16 protein-coding genes are annotated in these 20,256 nt (G+C 61.0%); 8 read left to right on the top strand and 8 right to left on the bottom strand.

Annotated elements, in window-relative coordinates; all coding sequences use genetic code 11:
* Positions 1–267: 267 nt before the first annotated feature.
* Both NKJ09_RS18905 and NKJ09_RS18900 read left to right on the top strand, forming a co-directional pair.
* Positions 268–1,956, top strand: a complete 1,689-nt coding sequence (locus NKJ09_RS18905; protein ID WP_352494476.1) for an FAD-dependent oxidoreductase — start codon at positions 268–270, stop codon at positions 1,954–1,956.
* Positions 1,953–2,264, top strand: coding sequence for a UBP-type zinc finger domain-containing protein (locus tag NKJ09_RS18900; protein ID WP_352494477.1), 312 nt, complete (start codon positions 1,953–1,955; stop codon positions 2,262–2,264). Before NKJ09_RS18905 ends, NKJ09_RS18900 begins: the two co-directional genes overlap by 4 nt.
* A gap of 20 nt (positions 2,265–2,284) precedes the next feature.
* On the opposite strand, the gene NKJ09_RS18895 is transcribed toward NKJ09_RS18900, so the two are convergent.
* The 3 genes from NKJ09_RS18895 to NKJ09_RS18885 all read right to left on the bottom strand — a co-directional run bounded on the left by NKJ09_RS18895 (position 2,285) and on the right by NKJ09_RS18885 (position 6,574).
* A complete protein-coding gene (locus tag NKJ09_RS18895) occupies positions 2,285–3,454 on the bottom strand; it encodes a GNAT family N-acetyltransferase (protein ID WP_352494478.1) in 1,170 nt (389 codons plus the stop codon).
* Positions 3,451–4,446, bottom strand: coding sequence for a sterol desaturase family protein (locus NKJ09_RS18890; RefSeq protein ID WP_352494479.1), 996 nt, complete (start codon positions 4,444–4,446; stop codon positions 3,451–3,453). Before NKJ09_RS18890 ends, NKJ09_RS18895 begins: the two co-directional genes overlap by 4 nt.
* A 199-nt stretch (positions 4,447–4,645) precedes the next feature.
* Positions 4,646–6,574: a heparinase II/III family protein gene (locus tag NKJ09_RS18885; RefSeq protein WP_352494480.1), complete on the bottom strand. Its 1,929-nt coding sequence runs from the start codon at positions 6,572–6,574 to the stop codon at positions 4,646–4,648.
* A 115-nt stretch (positions 6,575–6,689) separates the two neighbouring features.
* Between NKJ09_RS18885 and NKJ09_RS18880 the strand changes: the two genes are divergently transcribed.
* A complete protein-coding gene (locus NKJ09_RS18880; RefSeq protein WP_352494481.1) occupies positions 6,690–7,931 on the top strand; it encodes a glycoside hydrolase family 5 protein in 1,242 nt (413 codons plus the stop codon).
* Between the two features lie 174 nt (positions 7,932–8,105).
* Positions 8,106–10,031 (top strand): asparagine synthase (glutamine-hydrolyzing), encoded by a 1,926-nt coding sequence (asnB, locus tag NKJ09_RS18875; RefSeq protein ID WP_352494482.1) that lies wholly within the window; start codon positions 8,106–8,108, stop codon positions 10,029–10,031.
* Here the strand turns inward: asnB and NKJ09_RS18870 are convergent.
* Positions 10,005–11,123: a glycosyltransferase family 4 protein gene (locus NKJ09_RS18870; RefSeq protein WP_023720691.1), complete on the bottom strand. Its 1,119-nt coding sequence runs from the start codon at positions 11,121–11,123 to the stop codon at positions 10,005–10,007. The genes asnB and NKJ09_RS18870 overlap by 27 nt on opposite strands.
* Before the next feature lie 169 nt (positions 11,124–11,292).
* Between NKJ09_RS18870 and NKJ09_RS18865 the strand changes: the two genes are divergently transcribed.
* The 3 genes from NKJ09_RS18865 to NKJ09_RS18855 all read left to right on the top strand — a co-directional run bounded on the left by NKJ09_RS18865 (position 11,293) and on the right by NKJ09_RS18855 (position 13,766).
* Positions 11,293–12,732: a lipopolysaccharide biosynthesis protein gene (locus NKJ09_RS18865; RefSeq protein ID WP_352494483.1), complete on the top strand. Its 1,440-nt coding sequence runs from the start codon at positions 11,293–11,295 to the stop codon at positions 12,730–12,732.
* Positions 12,733–12,961: 229 nt separating this feature from the next.
* On the top strand, positions 12,962–13,348 hold the full coding sequence (locus NKJ09_RS18860) for an isocitrate lyase/phosphoenolpyruvate mutase family protein (RefSeq protein WP_352494484.1): 387 nt from the start codon (positions 12,962–12,964) through the stop codon (positions 13,346–13,348).
* On the top strand, positions 13,230–13,766 hold the full coding sequence (locus NKJ09_RS18855) for an isocitrate lyase/phosphoenolpyruvate mutase family protein (RefSeq protein WP_352494485.1): 537 nt from the start codon (positions 13,230–13,232) through the stop codon (positions 13,764–13,766). The genes NKJ09_RS18860 and NKJ09_RS18855 overlap by 119 nt, the downstream gene beginning before the upstream one ends.
* 222 nt (positions 13,767–13,988) lie before the next feature.
* Here the strand turns inward: NKJ09_RS18855 and NKJ09_RS18850 are convergent, their stop codons facing one another.
* Genes NKJ09_RS18850 through wecB form a run of 3 tightly spaced genes read right to left on the bottom strand, consistent with a single transcriptional unit; the run spans position 13,989 to position 17,267 of the window.
* Complete coding sequence (locus tag NKJ09_RS18850; protein ID WP_023720694.1) at positions 13,989–14,792, bottom strand: WecB/TagA/CpsF family glycosyltransferase; 804 nt, start codon at positions 14,790–14,792, stop codon at positions 13,989–13,991.
* Complete coding sequence (gene wecC / locus NKJ09_RS18845) at positions 14,789–16,120, bottom strand: UDP-N-acetyl-D-mannosamine dehydrogenase (protein ID WP_023720695.1); 1,332 nt, start codon at positions 16,118–16,120, stop codon at positions 14,789–14,791. Before wecC ends, NKJ09_RS18850 begins: the two co-directional genes overlap by 4 nt.
* A complete protein-coding gene (gene wecB, locus NKJ09_RS18840; RefSeq protein ID WP_352763295.1) occupies positions 16,113–17,267 on the bottom strand; it encodes a non-hydrolyzing UDP-N-acetylglucosamine 2-epimerase in 1,155 nt (384 codons plus the stop codon). Before wecB ends, wecC begins: the two co-directional genes overlap by 8 nt.
* 336 nt (positions 17,268–17,603) lie before the next feature.
* Between wecB and NKJ09_RS18835 the strand changes: the two genes are divergently transcribed.
* A complete protein-coding gene (locus tag NKJ09_RS18835) occupies positions 17,604–18,911 on the top strand; it encodes a glucosamine inositolphosphorylceramide transferase family protein (protein WP_352763292.1) in 1,308 nt (435 codons plus the stop codon).
* Between the two features lie 19 nt (positions 18,912–18,930).
* Here the strand turns inward: NKJ09_RS18835 and NKJ09_RS18830 are convergent, their stop codons facing one another.
* Positions 18,931–20,208, bottom strand: a complete 1,278-nt coding sequence (locus tag NKJ09_RS18830; RefSeq protein WP_352548898.1) for a VpsF family polysaccharide biosynthesis protein — start codon at positions 20,206–20,208, stop codon at positions 18,931–18,933.
* Positions 20,209–20,256: the final 48 nt, after the last annotated feature.

The following is a 20,256-nucleotide window of genomic DNA, read 5'->3' as shown; positions in this document are numbered from 1 at the left end:
ACAGGACGGCGCGCCGGGCCTGGCCGGCTTAGACAGGCGCCGGCCGAAGCAGCATGCGTCGGGTTTGCCGGAATACGCAAATCAAACAAATCAGGGAGATGCAACGGAATGTGAGGCACCTCGCGACGGCACCGGCGCACGGCCCGCTGTCAGTGAAATGCGAAGCGAAGGGGCGCAGCGTTTACCGACAGGCGGGTTAGGTTCCTACGGCCCGCAAGCCGCAAAAAACCGCTTCAATCTGTCGGACAGCGGCGATAGGCTCGAACCATGTCTCAATCTGCCAATCCGATCTCCATTGCCCGTCGCGATCAGATGTTTCCCGCGCTGGCTGAACCTGACCTGGACCGCATGGGCCGTTTCGGCGAAGCCGTGTCCTATGCTGCAGGCGAACAGATCGTCAAAGCCGGTGAGCTGGCGCCCGGTCTGATCGTGGTCCTGTCCGGCAAAGTGGATATAATCCAGGGCGGCAGCTTCGGCCGGCGCGAAACGATCGTCACGCACGGTGCGGGCAATTTCGTCGGCGAGCTGGCGCAGCTTTCAGCCCGGCCCTCACTGGTGGATGTGGAGGCGGTCGAGCCGGTCGAGGCGCTCGTCATCGCCTCGCAAAGGCTGCGGGACCTGATGGTACAGGAAGCAAACCTCGGCGAGCGCATCATGCGGGCGCTGATCCTGCGCCGTGTCGGCCTGCTCGAGAGCGGCACAGCCGGACCGATCATTGTCGGACCGGTCGACAGCGGTGACGTATTGCGGCTGCAAGGTTTCCTAGCCCGCAGCGGTCAGCCGCATCGGGTTCTCGATTCCGCTACCGATCCCTGCGCCAAGACGCTGATCGAACGCTTCCATGTCGATATCCACCATTTGCCGATCGTGCTCTGCCCGAACGGCAAGCTGCTGCTCAATCCCGGAGAGAACGAGCTCGCCCGCTGCATCGGCCTGGTGAGGCCGATCGACGCCGACAAGCTGTACGACGTGGCCATTGTCGGCGCCGGACCAGCCGGCCTCGCGGCGGCCGTCTATGCGGCTTCCGAAGGGCTGTCGACGATCGTGCTCGATTGCCGTGCCTTTGGTGGACAGGCGGGCGCCTCCTCGCGCATCGAGAACTATCTCGGCTTCCCGACCGGCATTTCGGGAATGGCGCTGATGGCGCGCGCTTACAATCAGGCGCAGAAATTCGGCGTCGAAATGGTGATACCGGACGAGGCGAAGCGGCTGGGCAGTGCAAGCGACACGCCGGGCGCCCATTACACGCTCGCCGTCGGCGGCGGGGAGACCGTGCGGGCACGGTCGGTGGTGATCGCCAGCGGAGCGCGCTATCGCCGCCTTGATATGGCAAACCTGGCGCAATTCGAGGGAACCTCCGTGCACTATTGGGCTTCGCCGATCGAAGCCCGGCTTTGCGCCGGGCAAGAGGTGGCCCTGGTCGGCGCCGGCAATTCGGCTGGCCAGGCTGCTGTTTATCTGGCGGCGCATGTGAAGAAGGTATGGCTGCTGGCGCGCGGCAGCAGCCTGGATGCGAGCATGTCGCGCTATCTGGTGGAGCGCGTCAGGGCACAGCCGAACATCGAGGTGCTGGCTGAGACCCAGATCACGGCGCTGGAAGGCGACGACGGCAATCTTGGCAATGTACGCTGGCGCAACCGCGACACGGAGACAGCACGTCCGATCCACCATCTCTTCCTGTTCATCGGCGCCGATCCGAACACCGATTGGCTGGCGCAATGCGGCTTGGCGTTGGACGCGAAGGGCTTCGTGCGCACTGGGCCGGACATTGGCCAAGCGGGTGCGCTGGAGACGAACCGCAGCGGCGTGTTCGCCATCGGCGACGTGCGCGCTGGCTCGATCAAGCGCGTCGCCGCTGCCGTCGGTGAAGGTGCCCAGGTGGTTGCGGCGCTGCATGCATATCTCGCGCAAGGCGGCAGTCTCGCCATGGCGCCTCAACTGGCCAGGAGCGCATGATGGCGGACGAATGCAGGCATGCCGGGGACATTCGCGACGTGACGCCGAGCGCGCTCGGCTGCGAGGAATGCCTGAAGAGCGGTTCGCAGTGGGTGCATCTGCGGCTCTGCCGCACATGCGGCCATGTCGGCTGCTGCGACGACTCGCCCAACCGTCATGCCACCAAGCATTTTCGGGCAACCGGCCATCCCGTCATCGAAGGCTACGATCCGCCGGAAAGCTGGGGATGGTGCTACATCGACGAAATCTTCCTCGACCTCGGCGACCGCACCACGCCGCAAAACGGTCTAATACCGCGCTTCATTTGAGCTTTTTTGCCAGCGTCCCGCTAGTCCAAGGCTGCTTCGGCTTGGGCGGGGATATCGCGCCCCTCTGGTGGTGCCAATGAACGCTCGCGCATGTGCCTGACGGTCTGAAGGACACGATCGGCAAGGGATGCAAGCGCGCCCTGTGCCGTGCGCGTTCCGATGACGGATTCCAGCGTAACCGCCTGCGTTGAGAATTTGTGTTTGAACGACTCTGCACCACAGAGGAAATCGACCACGCTCAAGCCGTGATCGATCGACCACTGTACGTAATCCATCAACAGGATCACACCCGGCGACGCCCGGCCGAAATCCGGATCGAAGGTCGTTACGAAGGCCATCATCACGTCGTGCTGGACGAAGTTGATCGACACCGCGACCATTATGCCATTGCATTCCAGGACGAAGATATGCAGCACGCCGGCGTGCGCCAGCGCGTCGACGAGCGCGGCGAGTACCGGCACGCCCTCTTCGAACAGGTCGGACTCACGCATGCGCTCGGTCAGCCATTTCCGCTTCAAGGCCGCGAGGCGCTCCAGTACCGGTTGCAGCGGCTCGTCGGGGGCAAGCAGGCGAAATCTCACCTCTCCGGTTTCTTCCAGCGCTTTGATGCCGCGCCGATAGTTCTGGCGCGTCTTTTTCGACTGATCCGCGAACCATGCCGCTCCGCTTTCCCATTGTCCGGCAACGCGATAGCTGACTTCCGTTCGGTGAAACGGACGAAGCCTGATGCCGCTGGAAGCTCCCGGCGTGAAAATTTTGCGGGCCGCCGCATCCGGTGAGAGACGATTGATCAGGGCAAGATCGAAGCCACCGGCATCGCAGAGTTGGCTCCATAGCTCCTGCAGCGCCGACAACGAGCAGTCCGGGGCAACGAGAATATCTCCATAGTCGGTATAGCTGCCGGCCGCCCATTCGAGAAACCGCAGCCCCCTGCGCCTGCCGATCGCCAGCGGAACGACGGCAACGAGTTTCTCGCCCTTCCACACCAGGCCGATCCGCAACGCGCGCTGGTCACGGCGTTGTACGGTACTCCACCATGCCGAAATCCAGGCATGGCTTTGAAAGATCAGCCCGTCGGTACGATGCCAAAGGTCCATCCAAGCGGCTTCGACCGCCGCCAGGCGATCCGCCGAACGGACGATTTCCAGACGCTCCGCGCCTAGGACGTCGATGGAAACAACGGTGTTCATGAAGGAGAACTGTCCTGTGGCTGCGCGACCACATTGGGCCGCCTGTGAAACAGTCGCATGACATGCCTTGTCATCTTCTTGAGCGGCAGGACGTAGAGCCCAAAGAGCGACTGATAATCGCGCACATCGCGATCGATCAGGCCAAATTTCAGGTCTTCATCAGGCTCCGGGACAAATTGCGTTCCGAACAGCCGATCCCAGAACGAAAAAAGCAGGCCGAAATTCTTGTCATAATGACGTGGGTCGATGCTGTGATGCACCTGGTGCCAGTGCGGACACAGGATGATGTTGTTCAACGGGCCGAACGAGATCTTGAGATGCGTATGGCGAACAAAATCCATCATCAGGATGTTGCGGATGACGTAGACGTTGATGCCGAAGATAGCGACCTCTACCGGATCGAGTGCAATGAGGCTCCAGATGCCGAAGCAGATGCCCGGGATGACGCCATCCCACATACGGTTCATCAGATCGTCCAGCGGATGAACCCGGTCCTTGGTGATTCCCACCATCACCTCGGCCGAATGATGCACCTTGTGCAATTCCCACAGGAACGGAAAGCGGTGCTGGGCGACGTGGTAGAGGTAGTAGGAAATATCATAGGCGACCAGCATGGTTGCGGTGAAGATGACGATCGTCATCGGTCCCGCCGGGCCGCCGAGAAGCGGCGCGTGGATGTTAAGGAGCCAGCCGATTGCCTCGCGTGTGCCGTAGCCCACCGCGACGACGAAGGTGACGCCGGCAGGAATGAGCAGGAAAGGCATCATCGCCCGTTTCGTGATCCAGAACAGGGCGTCGGCTCGCGCCGACGGGTGCAGGATGACTTCCGCCGGGAAGGCGAAGTCGAAAAAGTCCCTGAGGGACTTATGTTCGGCAGTTCGCCAGTAGGCGATCACCGCGCTGCCCAGTGCGGTGAGGAGAAGCAGGCCGAGCGTGGTCAGATTGACGTTCGAAAGCTTTTCCACAATCGCTCTGGCAAATTCGGAAAACATCGTTGCAGCGGCTCCTGGGGCGAATTGCAAAGCACGAAATCCCCGCCACACCTGCTACGCCGCCTGCAACCAGTGGCTGTTGCGGGCGCAGCGGGCAAAGCAGGCTGGATGATGCGAGACTAGCAGATCAACGGTAACGAAACCGCTAAATGTCCAAACGTAATTAATGTCGAATACGGCTGGAACTCGCCCGGCAACTCTACGTTGGCGCCGGTTTTTGCCGTTGCGGCGGGTGAATTGGGGCAAGATGGATATGGATTCCAGCTTCGCCCACTTCACCGTGCCAGGCGAGGCGTTCGGCTTGCTGCCTGGTGCCAAAACGCAGTGAAACCCAACCGCCTTGCCCCGGCATGTCACCGCCGGCGCGGATATCGAGCGCGGCATCAGGAAAGCGGATGGCCAATAGCGCCTCGTCGCCGCGCAACACCGTGACCGTGTTTTCATGCCGGTCGGTATGGAGGCCGGCGGCCAGTTGGAAGACGATCTCGGACTGATGCTTGCCGCTGAGCAGTTGGTCGGTGATGAGGATGCCATCGGCCTGGCGCGCCAAAGTGCGCTGATGCATGACGCCGAAGCGGCTTCTATACCCGTCGTGCCGGCCACACAGCCTCCAGTGCGTTCCAGGCTCGCTGTCCACCAGCGTCGCAACTGCCTTGTGCGACCAGTTGAAATTCCCAGCGATGGTGCTTTGGTTTTTACCCTCGATGTTCAGCGTGTTGTGCGCCGGCGTGGAGCGGAACCAGTCGCGCCATGCGCCTCCCGAACCGTAGAGCCAGGTGCCCGGATCGACCAGCACCGGCTCCCCGTCGATGCACAGGGTGAGCGACAGCGCGTCGGCATGGCCGTGCGCCGCTATCGAGAGATAGCCGAGCGGCCCATGGTCGAACGTCAGTTCGACATCGCGGCCATTCATTGCTCCGCGCCAGACGGAGAGCCCACCTCGCGCGAATGTCTGCAAGCCATGCACCGCCGGTGCCGGGCCCGACGGCGCACCAAAGAAAAGCGAACGAAAGTCGTCGGGCCCCGGCGCGTTGCCCGGCGTCCCCAGTAAGCTTTGGATGGCGGCCGCGACGGATCGGATATAGTTCGGCTCGTCCCCCAGCTTCAGCACGCGGCCCTCATCGTCGTCGCCGAAGCGGGCGGCTTTCAGTGGCAGCCAGCCGACGAAATTGGCGAAGGCACCCAGACGCGCTTCGACAGCGGGGGGAAACGGCGTTCCCGCCTGGCGTGCCGCGGCGGCGCACAGCAAGATGAGTTCGGCGCTGAAGGCTGCGTAGGTCGGCGTTTGCTCGGCACCGGCGCCGTCGGCGAGTATCTGCTTGTGCGTCTCATTCAGGAGGGCGCCGCGGGCGATTTCGGATTCGGCCCCGAGCGCCAGGCCGACCAGATATTCGCCAGCCAATTCTGCGACGAGATGGTTGTTGGCGGAGGAATATCGCGATGGAAACCGCGGCAGCCAATAGGCGCTTGCCGCGAGTATCTCACCGGCTTTCCGCAGGGTCGCCGGGTCAAGCCGGTCGCCAACGAGGTCCAGGGTGACGATCAGGTTGATGGCTCGCAGCGCTACCTCGATGCCGGACGCCCAGCCAATGCCTCGGAACGGCGGATTGGCGGAATGCCAACTGCCGATTGCCACCTCGATGGCCCTCCGGGACCGATTGTCCTCGCTGAGGAGCAGGTGTGCAGCCAGTGGCGGCAATTGCTGCAGCCGGTTGATTTCCCAGACATATTTTATATCGCCAAGGTCGCCGCCATGGCGAAAATCGATGTCGAAAGTATGAGCCTCGGAGCCAGGCCAAAGCCTGCCGGTCACCGGATCAAGACGCCAAAGCTCAGCAGGAAACAAAACATCGGGCTCGCGCTTTGGCCATGTCCGCCCGAGTGCCGAAAACCGGCCCTGAAGCGTCTCTTGCGCGGCCGCCGCTATGGCTTGCCGTTGAGCGTCGGTCGCTGCCAGCACAGCGTGGCGAAATCCCGGCAGCACCGGGTGCAACTGCGGCGATGGATAGCGCTCCCACCCATCATCGCGGCGGCGCGACGCGATCCTTCGACGTTGCTCGCTCAGCCGGTGCAACACCTCGGCCGGTCCCATGCTGCGCAATCGGTTGATGTACCAGCCGATTCTCATGCACGCTCCGTCAACGTTTCGGTCCTTGTATACCATGCCGTCGAAAAGCTGCGCGCCGGCAATCTTCTTTCCCGTTCGTTGCGGTTAATATCTCCGGCACCATGCGGAGAGAGCGATGAGAAAAGCGGTGTGTGTTGTTGCCTGGGTGCTCGCCTTGGTTATGGCGGCCGAGGCAGCGCCCATCCCTCTCAAGCGCGGCGTTGGCGTGCATGAGTGGCTCAACTGGTCGCCGGTGGAGAAAGACGGAACCTACGTTTGGCCGCCCTATCGCAGCGAAAAGGAGTGGCTTGCGGGAAGCAGGCCGTTCACCGATTGGCCGGCCGGGGAGGTGTTTGCCCACATCCGATCGATGGGCTTCGACTTCGTCCGGCTGAGCGTCGATCCCGGCCCTCTGCTTGCCAGCGAGGGCGCCAGGCGGCAGCAGGCGCTGGACATACTTGCCGCCGCCGTCGAGCGGATCACGTCGACCGGCCTCAAGGTGGTTTTCGACCTGCATGGCGTCACTCAGGTTCCGGACTACAGCATGGAGATGATCTACGGCGGCGCCGACAGCGAGGGCGTTGCCGGCTACCGCCAGATGGTTGTGGCGGTCGCCGCCATGCTGGTCAAGATAGGCACCGACAAAGTCGCCCTCGAACCTTACAACGAGCCAGCATATTACCCTTGCGATCCAAGCGGCAGCGATGACTGGCAGCGGATCATGGCGGGGACCGTCCACGACATTCGAGCGGTCAGCAGCGAACTCACCATCGTTGCGACCGGCGCCTGCGGCGGCAGCATTGCCGGACTGGTCAACCTCAGCCCCGGCTTTGATGACCCAAACCTCTATTACAGCTTCCATATGTATGAGCCGCACAGCTTCACCCACCAGCGGCCCGACGACACAAACAGCTTTGTTTCGGGACTTCCCTGGCCTGCCGACAGCAGTACACCCGAAGTGGTGACCGAAACCCTTAGGGCGCGGATGGAAGCTGCCGGCTTGAGCAGGGTCGAGCAGATGATGAACATGGCCACCGCGCGCGAAGCAGTAGCGAAATATTTCGAGCAGAACTGGGGGCAGAGCCAACTCGAGACGAGCTTTCGTCAGGCCGTCGACTGGGCTGAAGGCCATGGCATTCCAAGCCGGCGGCTCTTCATGGGCGAATTCGGCGCTATTCTCATGCCAGCGGACGGCCGCATGGGCGCCTTCGAGGCCGACCGTTCGCGCTATCTCAAGGCGGTGCGCCGAGAGGCCGAACGCTTCGCGATCCCATGGTCTGTCTGGGAGTTCTCCAATCGCTATGGGATGAGCCTCATCCGGCCCGATGGCCCCCCGGTGCCCGACCCGGAGATGCTGCAGGCACTGGGCCTGCCCTAATTGCCGTCAGTTCTCGTCGCGGATGAGCAGCCGTCAACTTCGATCCTCTCAACGCCAGGTTGGATCGAGAACGGCCTGTGGCAGTTTTTCCCTCGCGGCTCGATCTGTTAGCCACGAAGTGTTTAATACATTTGTTGTACTGGAGTGAGGAATACGCGCGCCTAGGGGGAAACAATGTGTGGAATTGCCGGGTGGATCGGCCGAAGGGCCGAGAACCCACAAGAGCGGGCCGCCAGAATGTCAAATGCATTGCGGCATCGCGGTCCCGATGCCGAAGGCATCGAGTTCTTGGACTTGAATACTGGCGAGGAACAATTGGCATTGGTCCATCGCCGCCTGGCGATTATTGACTTAGCGCCAGAGTCAAATCAGCCGATGCATATCGAGGACGGCTATCTCAGAATAATTTTCAACGGCGAAATATACAACTATATCGAGCTGCGCCAGGAACTGATCGGCCTCGGTCATCATTTTCGAACGCGCTCCGATACCGAGGTGCTGCTCAGAGCTTATGATCAGTGGCACTTGTCCATGTTCGAACGGTTGAGCGGCATGTTCGCTTTTGCGCTCTGGGATGCTCAGAGGCACGAATTGATCCTCGCCCGTGATCCGTTCGGCAAAAAGCCCCTTTACCTCATGCAGAGCGAAAAACTGCTGTCCTTTGCCTCAGAGATCAACGCGTTGTTGTCATCGCAGCCAAATGCGCAGCAACTCGATTTGGACGCTGTGCACGAGTACCTGCGCTGGCGTTACGTGCCTGGACCGCGCACGCTTTTTAAACAAATCCGCAAGCTCAACCCCGGAAGCTATGCCGTTTGGTCGCAAGGGACTGTGACGGAAACGCGCTATTATACGCCTCCAGATCAAACGGACCTGACCGAGGACATCGACCACGAAACCGCCAAGCGACGATTTCTGGAACTGCTCGACCATTCCGTCGAGATCAGAATGCGCAGCGATGCACCTTTCGGCGCCTTTCTCTCCGGAGGCCTCGACTCGTCAGCAATCGTCGCCCTGATGACCAAGCACAGCGACAAGCCCATTCGCACATTTTCGGTCGGTTTCAGCGAACCGGCCTATAGTGAACTTCCATTCGCCCGACGCGTCGCCGATCATTTCAAGACCGATCATTGCGAACTGGTCATAGAAGCGGACGACCTGATTGACCACCTGCCGAAGTTGATTCGCCATCTGGGGGCGCCCGTTTCACAAAGTTCGGACATTCCGATTTACCTGATGTCGGAGCGAGCCTCACAGGACGTCAAGATGGTGCTCACAGGTGAAGGGGCAGACGAGGTTCTCGGCGGGTATCCCAAACATCGCGCAGAGTCACTGGCTGGAATCTACCGGTCGCTCGTTCCAGCCTTGCTCCACAACAACCTCCTCGCCCCTTTGATACGTGCCATGCCTGGCGCATCGGCCAAGTTCGATACATTTGCCCGAAGCGCGGGTGAAAGGGACTTTGCCACCCGGATGATCTCCTGGTTTGGAGCCATGACAGAGCAGGAACACAGTCGCCTCATCGGTGCGCCGGCCAATTGCCGCAATGGACGCAACAACTTACCGTTTTCCTCAAGCGCGACAGCATCCCATCTTCGCCGCGCGCTATTTTTCGATCAGACATCGTGGTTGCCCGACAATCTCCTGGAACGAGGCGACCGGATGATGATGGCCGGTTCAATCGAAGGAAGAATGCCGTTCCTCGATCGCGATCTGGTTGCGTTCGTCAGCAAATTGCCCGATCGCTACAAGGTGGGTTGGCGGAAGGGTAAGCTGATCTTGCGCAGCAGCATGGCCAACATACTTCCGGAGGAAATTCTCAACCGCCGCAAGATCGGATTCAAGGTGCCCGTCGCCGATTGGTTTCGGGGGTCGATGAGGAACTACGTGCACGACCACCTTTGCTCGCCTAACTCCGTCATTCGCAGCTATTTGAGCCCGAAACAGCTTGATCAAATCGTCTCGGAACACACCACGGGTGCCGCAGACCACGAAAAGCTGATATGGGCGCTGTTGAATTTGGAGATATTCCACCGCGAATTCGGGCTTGAGGCGCCGCCGCGATCATCAGCCTCAGCGCTTGACCGGTTGACGGCTTGACGCCGCCGACCGCCAGACATCGCAGATTGCGCCGACAAACGGGGCGAGTTCAAGCCGTTCCCGATGCACGGCCATGGCACCGGCACCAAGCCTCGCCCTCAGTGCTGGGCTCTCCACGAGGCGGCCCAGCGCGTCGGTCAACGCAGTAACATCGCCTGGCGGCACCAGCAGCCCGGATTGCCCGTCGGTAATTATGTCTTCGACCGCGCCAACCGGGGTTGCCACCACCGCCAAACCGGCTGCCATGCCTTCGATCACCGACATAGGCAGGTTTTCGGCGAAGGAGGGAAGAACCAGAATATCCGCGAAAGAGATCAGCGACGCGACATCGTCGGGTCCCACCCAACCCGGAAAGGCGATCCGGTCTGCGATCCCTAGCCCGGCCGATTTTGCCCGTGCCGCATCGATTTCGCCATCGCCGGCAATCGTGGCGCGCCAGTTCTTGACGGGGTTCATGCGGTGCAGCGCGTCCAACAATTGCGGTACGCCCTTGCGGTCGCCGATACGACCCAGGAACAGGATATGCACGTGGCCGCCGCCACCGACGTGCGCCAGCGACGGGACTTCGGTCGCATTGGGCACGATCACGATATTGCCGGCAGCGCCTGGCGCCCGGCTGGCGACGAAATCGCGCCAAAGCCTGCCCAAAACGATCACCCGATCGGCATGCTCGAACAGAGCTTTGATACGGCGGCTTATGAACCCGTGATCGTCTTTCCAGAATGTCTGATACTGCGCCCCGTGCAAATGCAGGACATAGGGTATCGACAGCAGCCGTGCGCAGGCGGCGATCACCATCTTGCGATAGGTGCTGCCGGAGACTGAGATGTTGATATGAACGACATCGGCGCGTCCAGCCAGACGCGCTTTAAGCATCCGCAAGCAAAAGCCGAGCATATAGAAGATCGAAAGTCCGACATGCCCCGAGCCACGACTGGCAAGGAAGCGCACATCGATGTCGGTGACTTCTTGCCGTTCGAACTCCTGCTTCAGCGCCCCCATGATGCGGTCGATGCCGCCCTGGCCCGAAACGCCCGACGGCGTCGCGACCAAGACATGTATTTTTCGATCGGATATGAGGCGCTGCAACATGATGGTACTCTAAATAACACAGACCGGGTAACTGCAAAGCAAACGTTCCCGATAAGGTTTACGGCAAATCTTTTAGTTCAAACTGAATCTGTTCACCCTTCGCCGTCATCGCGCTGGATTTTCCGCCAATCGGCGGCTAGTCGAAGGTGAATTTTCCAGGGACACGCCTTTGCTGCTCCGTTCCACGCTCATTTATGCTCCGGCGATCCTGCTGACGCGAATCTCGGCGTTGCTCCTGCTGGTCGTCGTGACGCGTTTGATCGACCAGACCGAGTATGGCCTGCTCACTCTGGTGGTGACCGTCGGCGAAATGACCGACATTGCCGTCACCAACTGGCTGCGCATCGCGTTGCTCAGGCTTGGCGGCAAGGGCGAAGTCAGCCGCGGCAGCCTGATGCTGGCCGGGCAGGTGTTGCTTGCCACCACGGCACTGGCGCTGGTCATATCGGTAGGCGCGTCGGCGGTGGTCGTGCCGGAACGCTGGGTCGAGTTCGCGATCGCGGTCTGCGGCTATCTCGTCGCCGGATCCATCAGCCGCTTCGCGTTGACGGTGCTGCAGATGCAGCAGCGCCACTCGGTCTATTCGATGCTCGAAGCCCTGCGTGCCCTGCTGCAACTCGCGCTGCCGATCGGCGCCATCCTTATCTTCCAGGATAGCTTTCTGACGGTATCGCTCGGCTCGAGCCTCGGCGCCTTGATTGCCGGCATCGTGGCGGGCATCATGGCATCCCGACGCGTCGTTACCGGTCCGCCGCGCTTCACCCACAGAGACTTCTTTGCGCTCGGTGTGCCGCTGATCATCATGGCGCTGGTTGGCTTCGGGCTCAACAGCGCGGAGCGTCTGTTCCTCAAGTTCTATTACGATGCCAGCGCTGTGGCGATCTTCGCCGCAGCCTATGCGCTGGCCCGCCAACCGATCGACATGATCGCTAACGCCATCAACATGGGCGCCTTTCCCGAGGTGGTCAGCCGGTTCGACGAGGACGGGCCCGCCGCATCGGGTCGGTTGCTATCGCAGTTGATGGCCTTGATGATGCGGCTTTGCCTGCCGATTGCAGCTATGCTGGTCGCGCTCAGCAGCGATATCACTGAGCTCATGCTGCCCTCGCAATATCACGGCCGCTTCGGCCTGCTGTTTCCGATCATCGCCTTCAGCGTGCTGTGTGCCAACCTCACCAGCTTCGTCTATGGCGTCGTGGTGCACGCGCACAAACGGCCGTGGCTGCTGATCATCGCCAATCTCTTCGGCTCGGCGGCAACAATCGCATTGTCTCTGCTATTGATCCCTTCGATGGCGGAGATCGGCGCCGCTTTGGCGCTGGCGGGCGGCTCGGTGGTGGGCTCCATAACCTGCATCATCATCAGCGAACGGCTCACGCCGGTGCCGGTGCCGTGGCGCGACATTGGCGTTTCGGCAATCATCTCGCTCAGCACAGGGGTGGCCGCCAAGCTTGCCAGCATGGTGGCCGGCGATGTGCCGGCAATCTTCTCGCTTATCGCCGGCGGCACCGCCGGAGCTGCGGTTTTCTTCGGGCTGACCTCGCTATTCCACCCTGTGGCAGCGACGCAATTCCTCGCCCAGCTGCGGGCGCGGCTACGGATCGCGTAATTTCGCAAGCGATCTGTAAGCGGGTATTTCCGAGGCTTACAACACATGGTGTACCTTGCCGGAGACGGGCTCTTGCATACCGGACATTCAATCTCCGGGTGTTCGGGTCATGAGAGGAGGCGCCATAGTGGTCCGCACGTCGCGCTCGGCGGAAAAACGGACGATTGAAAAGCTGCAATCATCGGCATTTAGTCGAACCCGGCTTTTTTTCCAAGTCTGAGGGGGCAGCGTGATTTCCCGATCCAAGAAGGTTGAACAATTTCGCGTTCTTCATAAATCCGGCTGCTTCCTGATCCCAAACCCATGGGACGTAGCCGGCGCGCGAATGATGGCTGGTCCGGGTTTTAGGGCGCTTGCGACAACATCTTCGGGTTACGCCTTCTTGAAGGGAAAGAAGGACGGAGCAAAGGAAGTCGGCCGCGACGAAAGCTTGGCATATGCCGCCGAGATCGCCGCCTCGACGACCGTGCCGGTCACTGCCGATTTGGAAGATTGTTATGAAGACACACCAGAAGGCGTGGCTGAAACCGTCCGGCTTGCCGCCGAAGCGGGATTGGCTGGACTTTCGATCGAAGATCGACAACCAAAGCCTGGCCAGCCAATACGCGATTTTTGATGCTGCGGTGGCACGTGTAGCGGCGGCGGTTGCAGCTGCTCGAAAATACGACATCGTGCTCACCGCCCGCGCCGATGGGGTGGGTAAAGGCGTGTATGGTCTCGACGAGGCGATTCGCCGCCTAAAGGCCTTCGAAGCTCTTGGCGCTGAGGTGCTGTATGCGCCGGGTGTCCCGGATCTGGCGTCTCTCGAGCAGATTTGCAGCTCTGTCAGCGTGCCGGTCAATCATGTCCTCGGCCAAGGTGTTTCCGGTCTCACGTTTGAGCAGATTGCCGGGGCGGGCGTACGGCGGATAAGCGTGGGCGGGTCACTTGCGCGCGGCTGGCGGAGCACTAATGAAAATAGTCCAGGAGATCGCAATGGGGAACTATGCGGCGTTGGAAAGCGCTCCGGCCTGGAACAGCCTTCGCGATCCTAACCCGTAATCTAAGTCCGAAAGGGTGACGCGCCCCCGGCTGCAACATGCCGCAAGGCGGGCGCTTACCTTGATATTTGAGAGGCCATGATTCGGAGACCGGCATCTACGATCGTGACACTCAGATAACCCAATGTTAAGCGCCGTTTTCCAAGTCACGGCCTTAGTCTCGGGAGTTCGAACGTCGCTCCCACGGCCACGCCTGTTTTATGGGTGAACGCGAACCTATAAACCGGCGTTTCGGCGCCAGCGACGCTCCCAGAACTCCCGGCACAGCAGCCCGGCATAGGCAGTGTTGGTGTCGTAGTAGCGGCGCCACAAGCGTCGCGGCTCCTGGACCACGCGGAACAGCCACTCCAGGCCGGCTGCTTGTATCAGCCTCGGCGCACGGGCAACCTTGCCGCCATAGACATCGAAACTGCCGCCCACGCCCATCACGAAGCTTGCGGCGAGTTCGTCGCGGTAGCGCTTGAGAAATCGCTCCTTACGCGGTGTCGGCATGGCCACCAGCAGGCAGTCGGCGCCCGACGCGTTGATCGCCGCGACGATCCCGGCCTCATCCTCCGGCTTGAAATAGCCGTTGCGCATCCCCGCTATGACCAGGCTCGGATGGTCCTTGGCAAGTCTCGCTACAACCGCGTCGAGAACGTGCTGTTCGGCCCCCAGCAGATAGGGCCTGAACCCACGCTTCGCGCAGAGGCTCAGCAGATTGATCATGATGTCGACGCCCGCCACCCGCTCGGGCAGCGCGACGCCACACAGACGTGCGCCCCAAAGCACGCCGATCCCGTCGACATTGACCACGTCCGCCCCTGCAACATCCTCGCGCAGTTCGGCATTCTGGCGCATGGTCACCAGCTTGGCGACATTCACGACCACATGATGCAGCGGCCGCCGCACGGTCATCGCCTCGTCGGCGATGGCCAGCGTCTCGGCCATGGTCAGCGCATGGATCGGTGCGCCAAGGAACTCCCGGCGCCGTGATGCCAACAGGGAATGCTGCGCCCAAGCCGGGTCGTGCGCGTTCATGCAGCCTGCTCCCTTGCGAGCGTCACTTGTGCGACTTCTGGTTTCTTGCCTTCGATACGGGCGTCGGGCTTGCGTGCCTTGCGCCAGGTCCATAGGCCCCTTGTATCGACGAGCTTCTTGTCCTTGAGCGCTTCGGGGTCTACCAGATTGAACTGCCGATGGTCGACCAGGAGGACGACGATATCGGACTTGTCGATGGCCGAAAGTGCGTCGGTGAACACGATGCCCCTGCCCTCGAGTTCATGCGGCAGCGCATTTGTGTTGGGTTCAGCCGCAATGATCTTCACATTGGGGTTATCGGACAGAAGCTTCACCACCTCGACGGCCGGGCTCTCGCGCAAATCGTCGATATTGGCTTTGAAGCTGAGGCCAAGACAGGCGATCGTTTGTTTGCGGGAGGGGTCGAGCAAGGCCTCGATATCCCTGACCACCGACATGGGCCGCTCGGAATTGATCCGGCGTGCGGAAGCCATCAGCCGCGTGCTGTTGGGTGCGGCGTCGATGATAAAATATGGATCGACCGCAATGCAGTGACCGCCAACGCCCGGGCTCGGCTGGAGGATGTTCACGCGAGGGTGCCGATTGGCGAGATCGATCACTTCCCAGACATTGAGCGACAGGTCCTGACACACTGCGGCAAGCTCATTGGCGAAGGCGATGTTGACGTCGCGGAACGCGTTCTCGGTAAGTTTCACCAGCTCAGCGCTTTCGGCCGTCGTCATGAACAGGTCGCCGGTGACGAAGGTTGAATAGAGTGCCGCGGTCCGTTCCGACGATTTGCGGGACAATCCGCCGATCGAGCGATCGTTATTGATCAACTCGGTCAGCACCTTTCCCGGCAGCACGCGCTCGGGCGAATAGGCGACCAGCACATCGGCGTCTTCGCCATGCAGGACAGGAAATTTGAGGTCAGGCCGCAACTCGGCAAGCAGCCCGTTCATGATGCGTGTCGTGCCGACCGGCGATGTCGATTCCAACACAACAAGGTCTCCCCGCTTCAGCACCGGGGCGATGCTTCGTGCCGCCGCCAGCACGTAGGTCACGTCCGGCCTATGGTCGTGGGTCATCGGGGTCGGCACGGCGATGATATACGCATCCGCCGGCTGCGGCGTGCTGTAGGCCTTGAGCTTGCCGTTCGCCACGACCTTCTGGATCAGGCCGTCAAGGTCCGGCTCGACGATGTGGATTTCGCCGCGATTGACTTTCTCGACTACCGCTCCGTTCACATCGACGCCAATGACGTCGAGCCCTCGGCTGGCGAAAATGGCGCAGGTCGGCAGGCCGATATAGCCCATGCCGATTACGGAAACGGTTTTGATTTCAGCCATGATGCAGCAGTTCCTCAACAATCCGGTTACTGGCCCGGCCATCGCCATATGGGTTGTGTCGTTCCGCCATGCCGCGATAGGCAGCCTGATCGTCGAGCAGGCGATTGGCGTTGAACAGGATTTTCTCGACATCGGTGCCGACGAGGCGGGCGGTGCCGGCCACGATCCCCTCGGGTCGCTCGGTATTCTCGCGCATCACCAGCACCGGCTTGCCGAGCGAAGGCGCTTCTTCCTGCACGCCGCCGCTATCGGTAAGCACCAGATAGCTCTGCTTCTGCAGATACAGGAACGGCAGATAGTCCTGCGGCTCGACCAGATGGATGTTCGGCACGCCTTCCAGCTCTGCGTTGACCACCGAGCGCACATTGGGGTTTGGATGGACAGCGTAGACGATCTGCACGTCTCCGCGCGCCGCCAATCCTTTCAACGCCGTACAGATGCGCTGGATGCCGCCGTCGAAATTCTCGCGGCGATGGCCGGTGACGAGGATCATTTTCTTCGTAGAGTCGAGGAAGGGGAAACGGGCGGCGAGCTTCGCGTTCATCAACCTGTCGGCATCGATCGCGCTTGAAAAATGCAACAGCGTGTCGATCACGGTGTTACCGGTCACGAAGATAGTGCTTTCGGCTTTTCCTTCGGCGATGAGGTTGTCGCGCGCCTGAACGGTCGGCGCAAAATGCCAGGTGGCGATGTCGCCGGCAATCTTGCGATTCAGTTCTTCAGGAAACGGCGAGTTGATGTTGTGGCTGCGCAATCCTGCTTCGACATGAGCGACCGGGATGCGCTTGTAGAAGGCAGCCAGAGCCGCGGCCATCGCCGTGGTGGTGTCGCCCTGTACCATGACGATATCGGGCTTCGCCTTGTCCAGCACCTCGGCCATGCCCAAGAGCACGCGCGAGGTCACGTCGAACAGCGACTGGCCGGGTTGCATGATGTTGAGATCGTGATGCACCGGCAGGCCGGTCAGTTCGACAACCTGGTCGACCATCTCACGATGCTGGGCGGTGATGCATATTTCGGTGATGAAGCCTGGATGAGCAAGGGCGGCGCGCGCCACCGGAAAGCATTTGAGCGCCTCCGGCCTCGTGCCGAACACGATCAGCAGTTTCCGCCTGGACGGCAGTTTTGGACGTGAAAGGACGTTCATTGCTGATCCTGGCCGCCTGCAGCACTCGAAACATGCCGACTATTGTCCGCAACAGCCATAATAGCGCCGGAAAACGCCTTCGTGATCTCAATTCTTAATATATGATTAACAACCAAGGCCGCGTTCTCCCGGGTTAACTCTTGTGAAAGGTCGGGCTGACAAATAGTCTATGGTAGTAGTCTTGAAAAAGAATATATTGGATTGACTAATATTTTAATCATCGGCCACGCCGACGCATCCCGGCGCTGGGAAAATGAGCTTCTGGTGCGGTTGAGCGCGGCTGGACACGTTGTCTCGAGTTGCCGCGCGCCGACGCCTGAAGCCAACGCGCGCGGGATGGATAATGTGCTGGCGCTCGAGGGCCGGCGCTTCGGCCCCTCACTGGCAAGCCGTTCCGAGCCGTTGCCGTCCGGCGATACCGGCCCCGCCGACCTTATAGTCGATCTCACCGCTACCGCCGCACGACGGGGCACGCCTGTCCTGACGCTCGAATTTTGTGGCCGCAGCAGCTTTGCCGCAGGCATGACCGAGATACTGGCGAGCGGGCGGCTACCCGAACTCACCGCCCGCCTCGACGGCGTTGCCATCGCCAGGGCGCGGCCGATGATCAGCGATCGGCTCTGGCTGTCCCGCAGCAGCAACGAGCTACTCGCCGGCGCCATCTCCCTGATTGCCCAATGTGTCGCCCGCTTTTCCACGGGCAAACTTGCGCCGATTGCCGAGAGCCCGGCGCCACCCCTGCAGAAAGGCGGATTTATCCGGCACTATCTGCCCTTTTTCGGCAGGGGATTGGTCGACCGTGCCGTGCAAAAACTGCGACGTGGCCGGCGCCCCTTCTATTGGCAGGTTGCTTACCGGCTGATCGACGGTCCAGGCGTCGCCGAAACCGGACAGCTGGATGGCAAGCCGTTCACCGTGCTTGCCGATGACGGGCAGCGATTCTACGCCGATCCGTTCGTTCTCGAACGCGACGGCCGCCACTATCTTTTTGTCGAGGAGTTCCCCTACGCCACCGGCCGCGGCGTGATTTCCGTCGCTGAACTTGGCGAGGACGGCGTTTTCGGCGTGCCGAGGTTGGTGCTGGAGGAAGCGCATCACCTGTCATATCCGCAGGTGTTCGCCCACTCCGGCGAAATTTTCATGATTCCTGAAAGCGCTACGGCACGCGAACTGGTGCTCTACCGTGCCGTGCAGTTTCCGGATCGCTGGGTACGCGATACGGTGCTGATCGCGGACAGGGATTTCAACGACGCCACGCTGCTAGAATCCGACGGCCGCTTCTGGTTGCTGGGGACGGAGCGGTTCGGTCACGGCAGCGCGTCGGACACGATGACCGTCTATTCCGCCACGGCGCTGCGTGGGCCTTGGGTAGCGCATGCGCTCAATCCCGTCGCCGTCGATCACTCGGCCACTCGGCCGGGCGGCGCTTTCATCCGTCAGGGCGACGCCTTGCTGCTGCCGGTGCAAAACGGCTCGAGAGCCTATGGCGGTGGCCTGGGGTTGATGCGGCTGGATCGGCTTAATGATTTCGACGTCCGTTTTGAACTGCCCCGCCCAATCGATCCGGGGCCGGCATGGGCGCGGGCGGGTATCCACACGCTCAATCGCGCCGGCGATGTCGAGGTCGTGGATAGCGCCGGCTGACCGGATCCGAGGTCCGTGCTTAACGAGACCCGGCCGGGTTTGGGTGGGATGCAGCGGCCGAAGGCATGCTCTCGAGCTGGCCTCTATCGGGCTGCTTCCTATAGGCAAGCAGCAACACCACAATAATCGCGATTTCAGGCGATTTTGATGAGAGCGCGTTGTTCGACAGCGCAGCAAGCAGGAAGGTGATGATGCCTATCCATGCGGGCAGCGGCGCCCCGCGCAGCAGCCGAAAAACGAACCAGAATATCAGCACCGTAAAGAGCACGGCTATGGGCAGGCCGAAGAGCATGACGATGACCACCGGCGCGCTCTCGATGAACGGCAGATGCAGCTTCTCGTTGACGATCGCCAGGAGTTCGTCGCCGTTCATGCCAAACAGGATGTCTTTCCAGCTGACAAGTCCGAACACCTGGTAGATCGTCACCCGCGCCATAAAATTTTGGTCGAAAATGGTGTTGCTGAACCGGTTCAGCAGACCGCCAGCAAACAGCATCGCAACAAGCACCGCGCCGCCTGTCATAGTGAACATCAGCACGACAAATTTGGCCTGCCGCTCATACTTGAGCGACAGGCCCGGCCAAGGCACGAACAGCAGCAGAATGAGGATTTCTCCGGCAGCGAGCAGAAGCGCGGCGCGAGCGCCCGATGCAGCACAACCGACGACCAATACGAAAATCGCCACCACCCGCACCCATATGCGCCAGCGCGTCAGCGGTACGAATCCGATGACTGTGGCGCAGAGCGCGCCTAGTGACAGCGGATGGGCCGCTAGGCCGATCGGCCTGAACTGCAGTTCGTTGATGCCGTAAGGCAGGAATCGATGTTGAGTCACCGCTTCGATAGTGCCGATCACGGCGCTCAGGATGGCCATTCCAAGCACTACGTCGCCCAGCGCCCGCCGCGACTCCGCGTTTAATGCCAGCATCAACAGGCCTGTGGCGCCGGCCACCAGATAGGTATCGATGATGAACCCGGAGGAGCCCGCACGGCCGGTAATGAACAGATAAGGCACCAGCGCGAACATCAGCACCGAATAGCGCATCAACGCCTTGAATATTCCAATTTCGTCGCCCTGCAGCAGAAACGGTCGGCTGAAAAGAACGACAGCAAGCAGCAGGAAGATCGCGTAAGTGCCGAAATGCAGCTTCTCGTAGAACGAGCCTCCCTGGGCCGTATAGTCGACGACCATGTTCATCACCTGCGGCGACACCGTAAAGCGCAGCAGGAACGCGAATGCGGCGCATAGGAAAAACAGCAGCGACAACGCGTTTTGACGGCGCGCCTGGCTGGACAACAATCGTTCCGATGCGGCAGCAGGATAGCTCATGGCCCCTCCAAGTGA

Origin of the sequence: Mesorhizobium sp. M0189, from assembly GCF_040322135.1 — a bacterium.
Classification (GTDB): Bacteria; Pseudomonadota; Alphaproteobacteria; order Rhizobiales; family Rhizobiaceae; genus Mesorhizobium.
Note: the sequence above shows the minus strand (reverse complement) of the source record. Positions and strands in the feature narration are given on the sequence as shown.

Coding starts and splice junctions, on each gene's coding strand:
- NKJ09_RS18905 (WP_352494476.1), top strand. CDS start 268: ATGTCTCAATCTGCCAATCCGATCTCCATTGCCCGTCGCGATCAGATG.
- NKJ09_RS18900 (WP_352494477.1), top strand. CDS start 1,953: ATGATGGCGGACGAATGCAGGCATGCCGGGGACATTCGCGACGTGACG.
- NKJ09_RS18895 (WP_352494478.1), bottom strand. CDS start 3,454: ATGAACACCGTTGTTTCCATCGACGTCCTAGGCGCGGAGCGTCTGGAA.
- NKJ09_RS18890 (WP_352494479.1), bottom strand. CDS start 4,446: ATGTTTTCCGAATTTGCCAGAGCGATTGTGGAAAAGCTTTCGAACGTC.
- NKJ09_RS18885 (WP_352494480.1), bottom strand. CDS start 6,574: ATGAGAATCGGCTGGTACATCAACCGATTGCGCAGCATGGGACCGGCC.
- NKJ09_RS18880 (WP_352494481.1), top strand. CDS start 6,690: ATGAGAAAAGCGGTGTGTGTTGTTGCCTGGGTGCTCGCCTTGGTTATG.
- asnB (WP_352494482.1), top strand. CDS start 8,106: ATGTGTGGAATTGCCGGGTGGATCGGCCGAAGGGCCGAGAACCCACAA.
- NKJ09_RS18870 (WP_023720691.1), bottom strand. CDS start 11,123: ATGTTGCAGCGCCTCATATCCGATCGAAAAATACATGTCTTGGTCGCG.
- NKJ09_RS18855 (WP_352494485.1), top strand. CDS start 13,230: ATGAAGACACACCAGAAGGCGTGGCTGAAACCGTCCGGCTTGCCGCCG.
- NKJ09_RS18850 (WP_023720694.1), bottom strand. CDS start 14,792: ATGAACGCGCACGACCCGGCTTGGGCGCAGCATTCCCTGTTGGCATCA.
- wecC (WP_023720695.1), bottom strand. CDS start 16,120: ATGGCTGAAATCAAAACCGTTTCCGTAATCGGCATGGGCTATATCGGC.
- wecB (WP_352763295.1), bottom strand. CDS start 17,267: ATGAACGTCCTTTCACGTCCAAAACTGCCGTCCAGGCGGAAACTGCTG.
- NKJ09_RS18835 (WP_352763292.1), top strand. CDS start 17,604: ATGGATAATGTGCTGGCGCTCGAGGGCCGGCGCTTCGGCCCCTCACTG.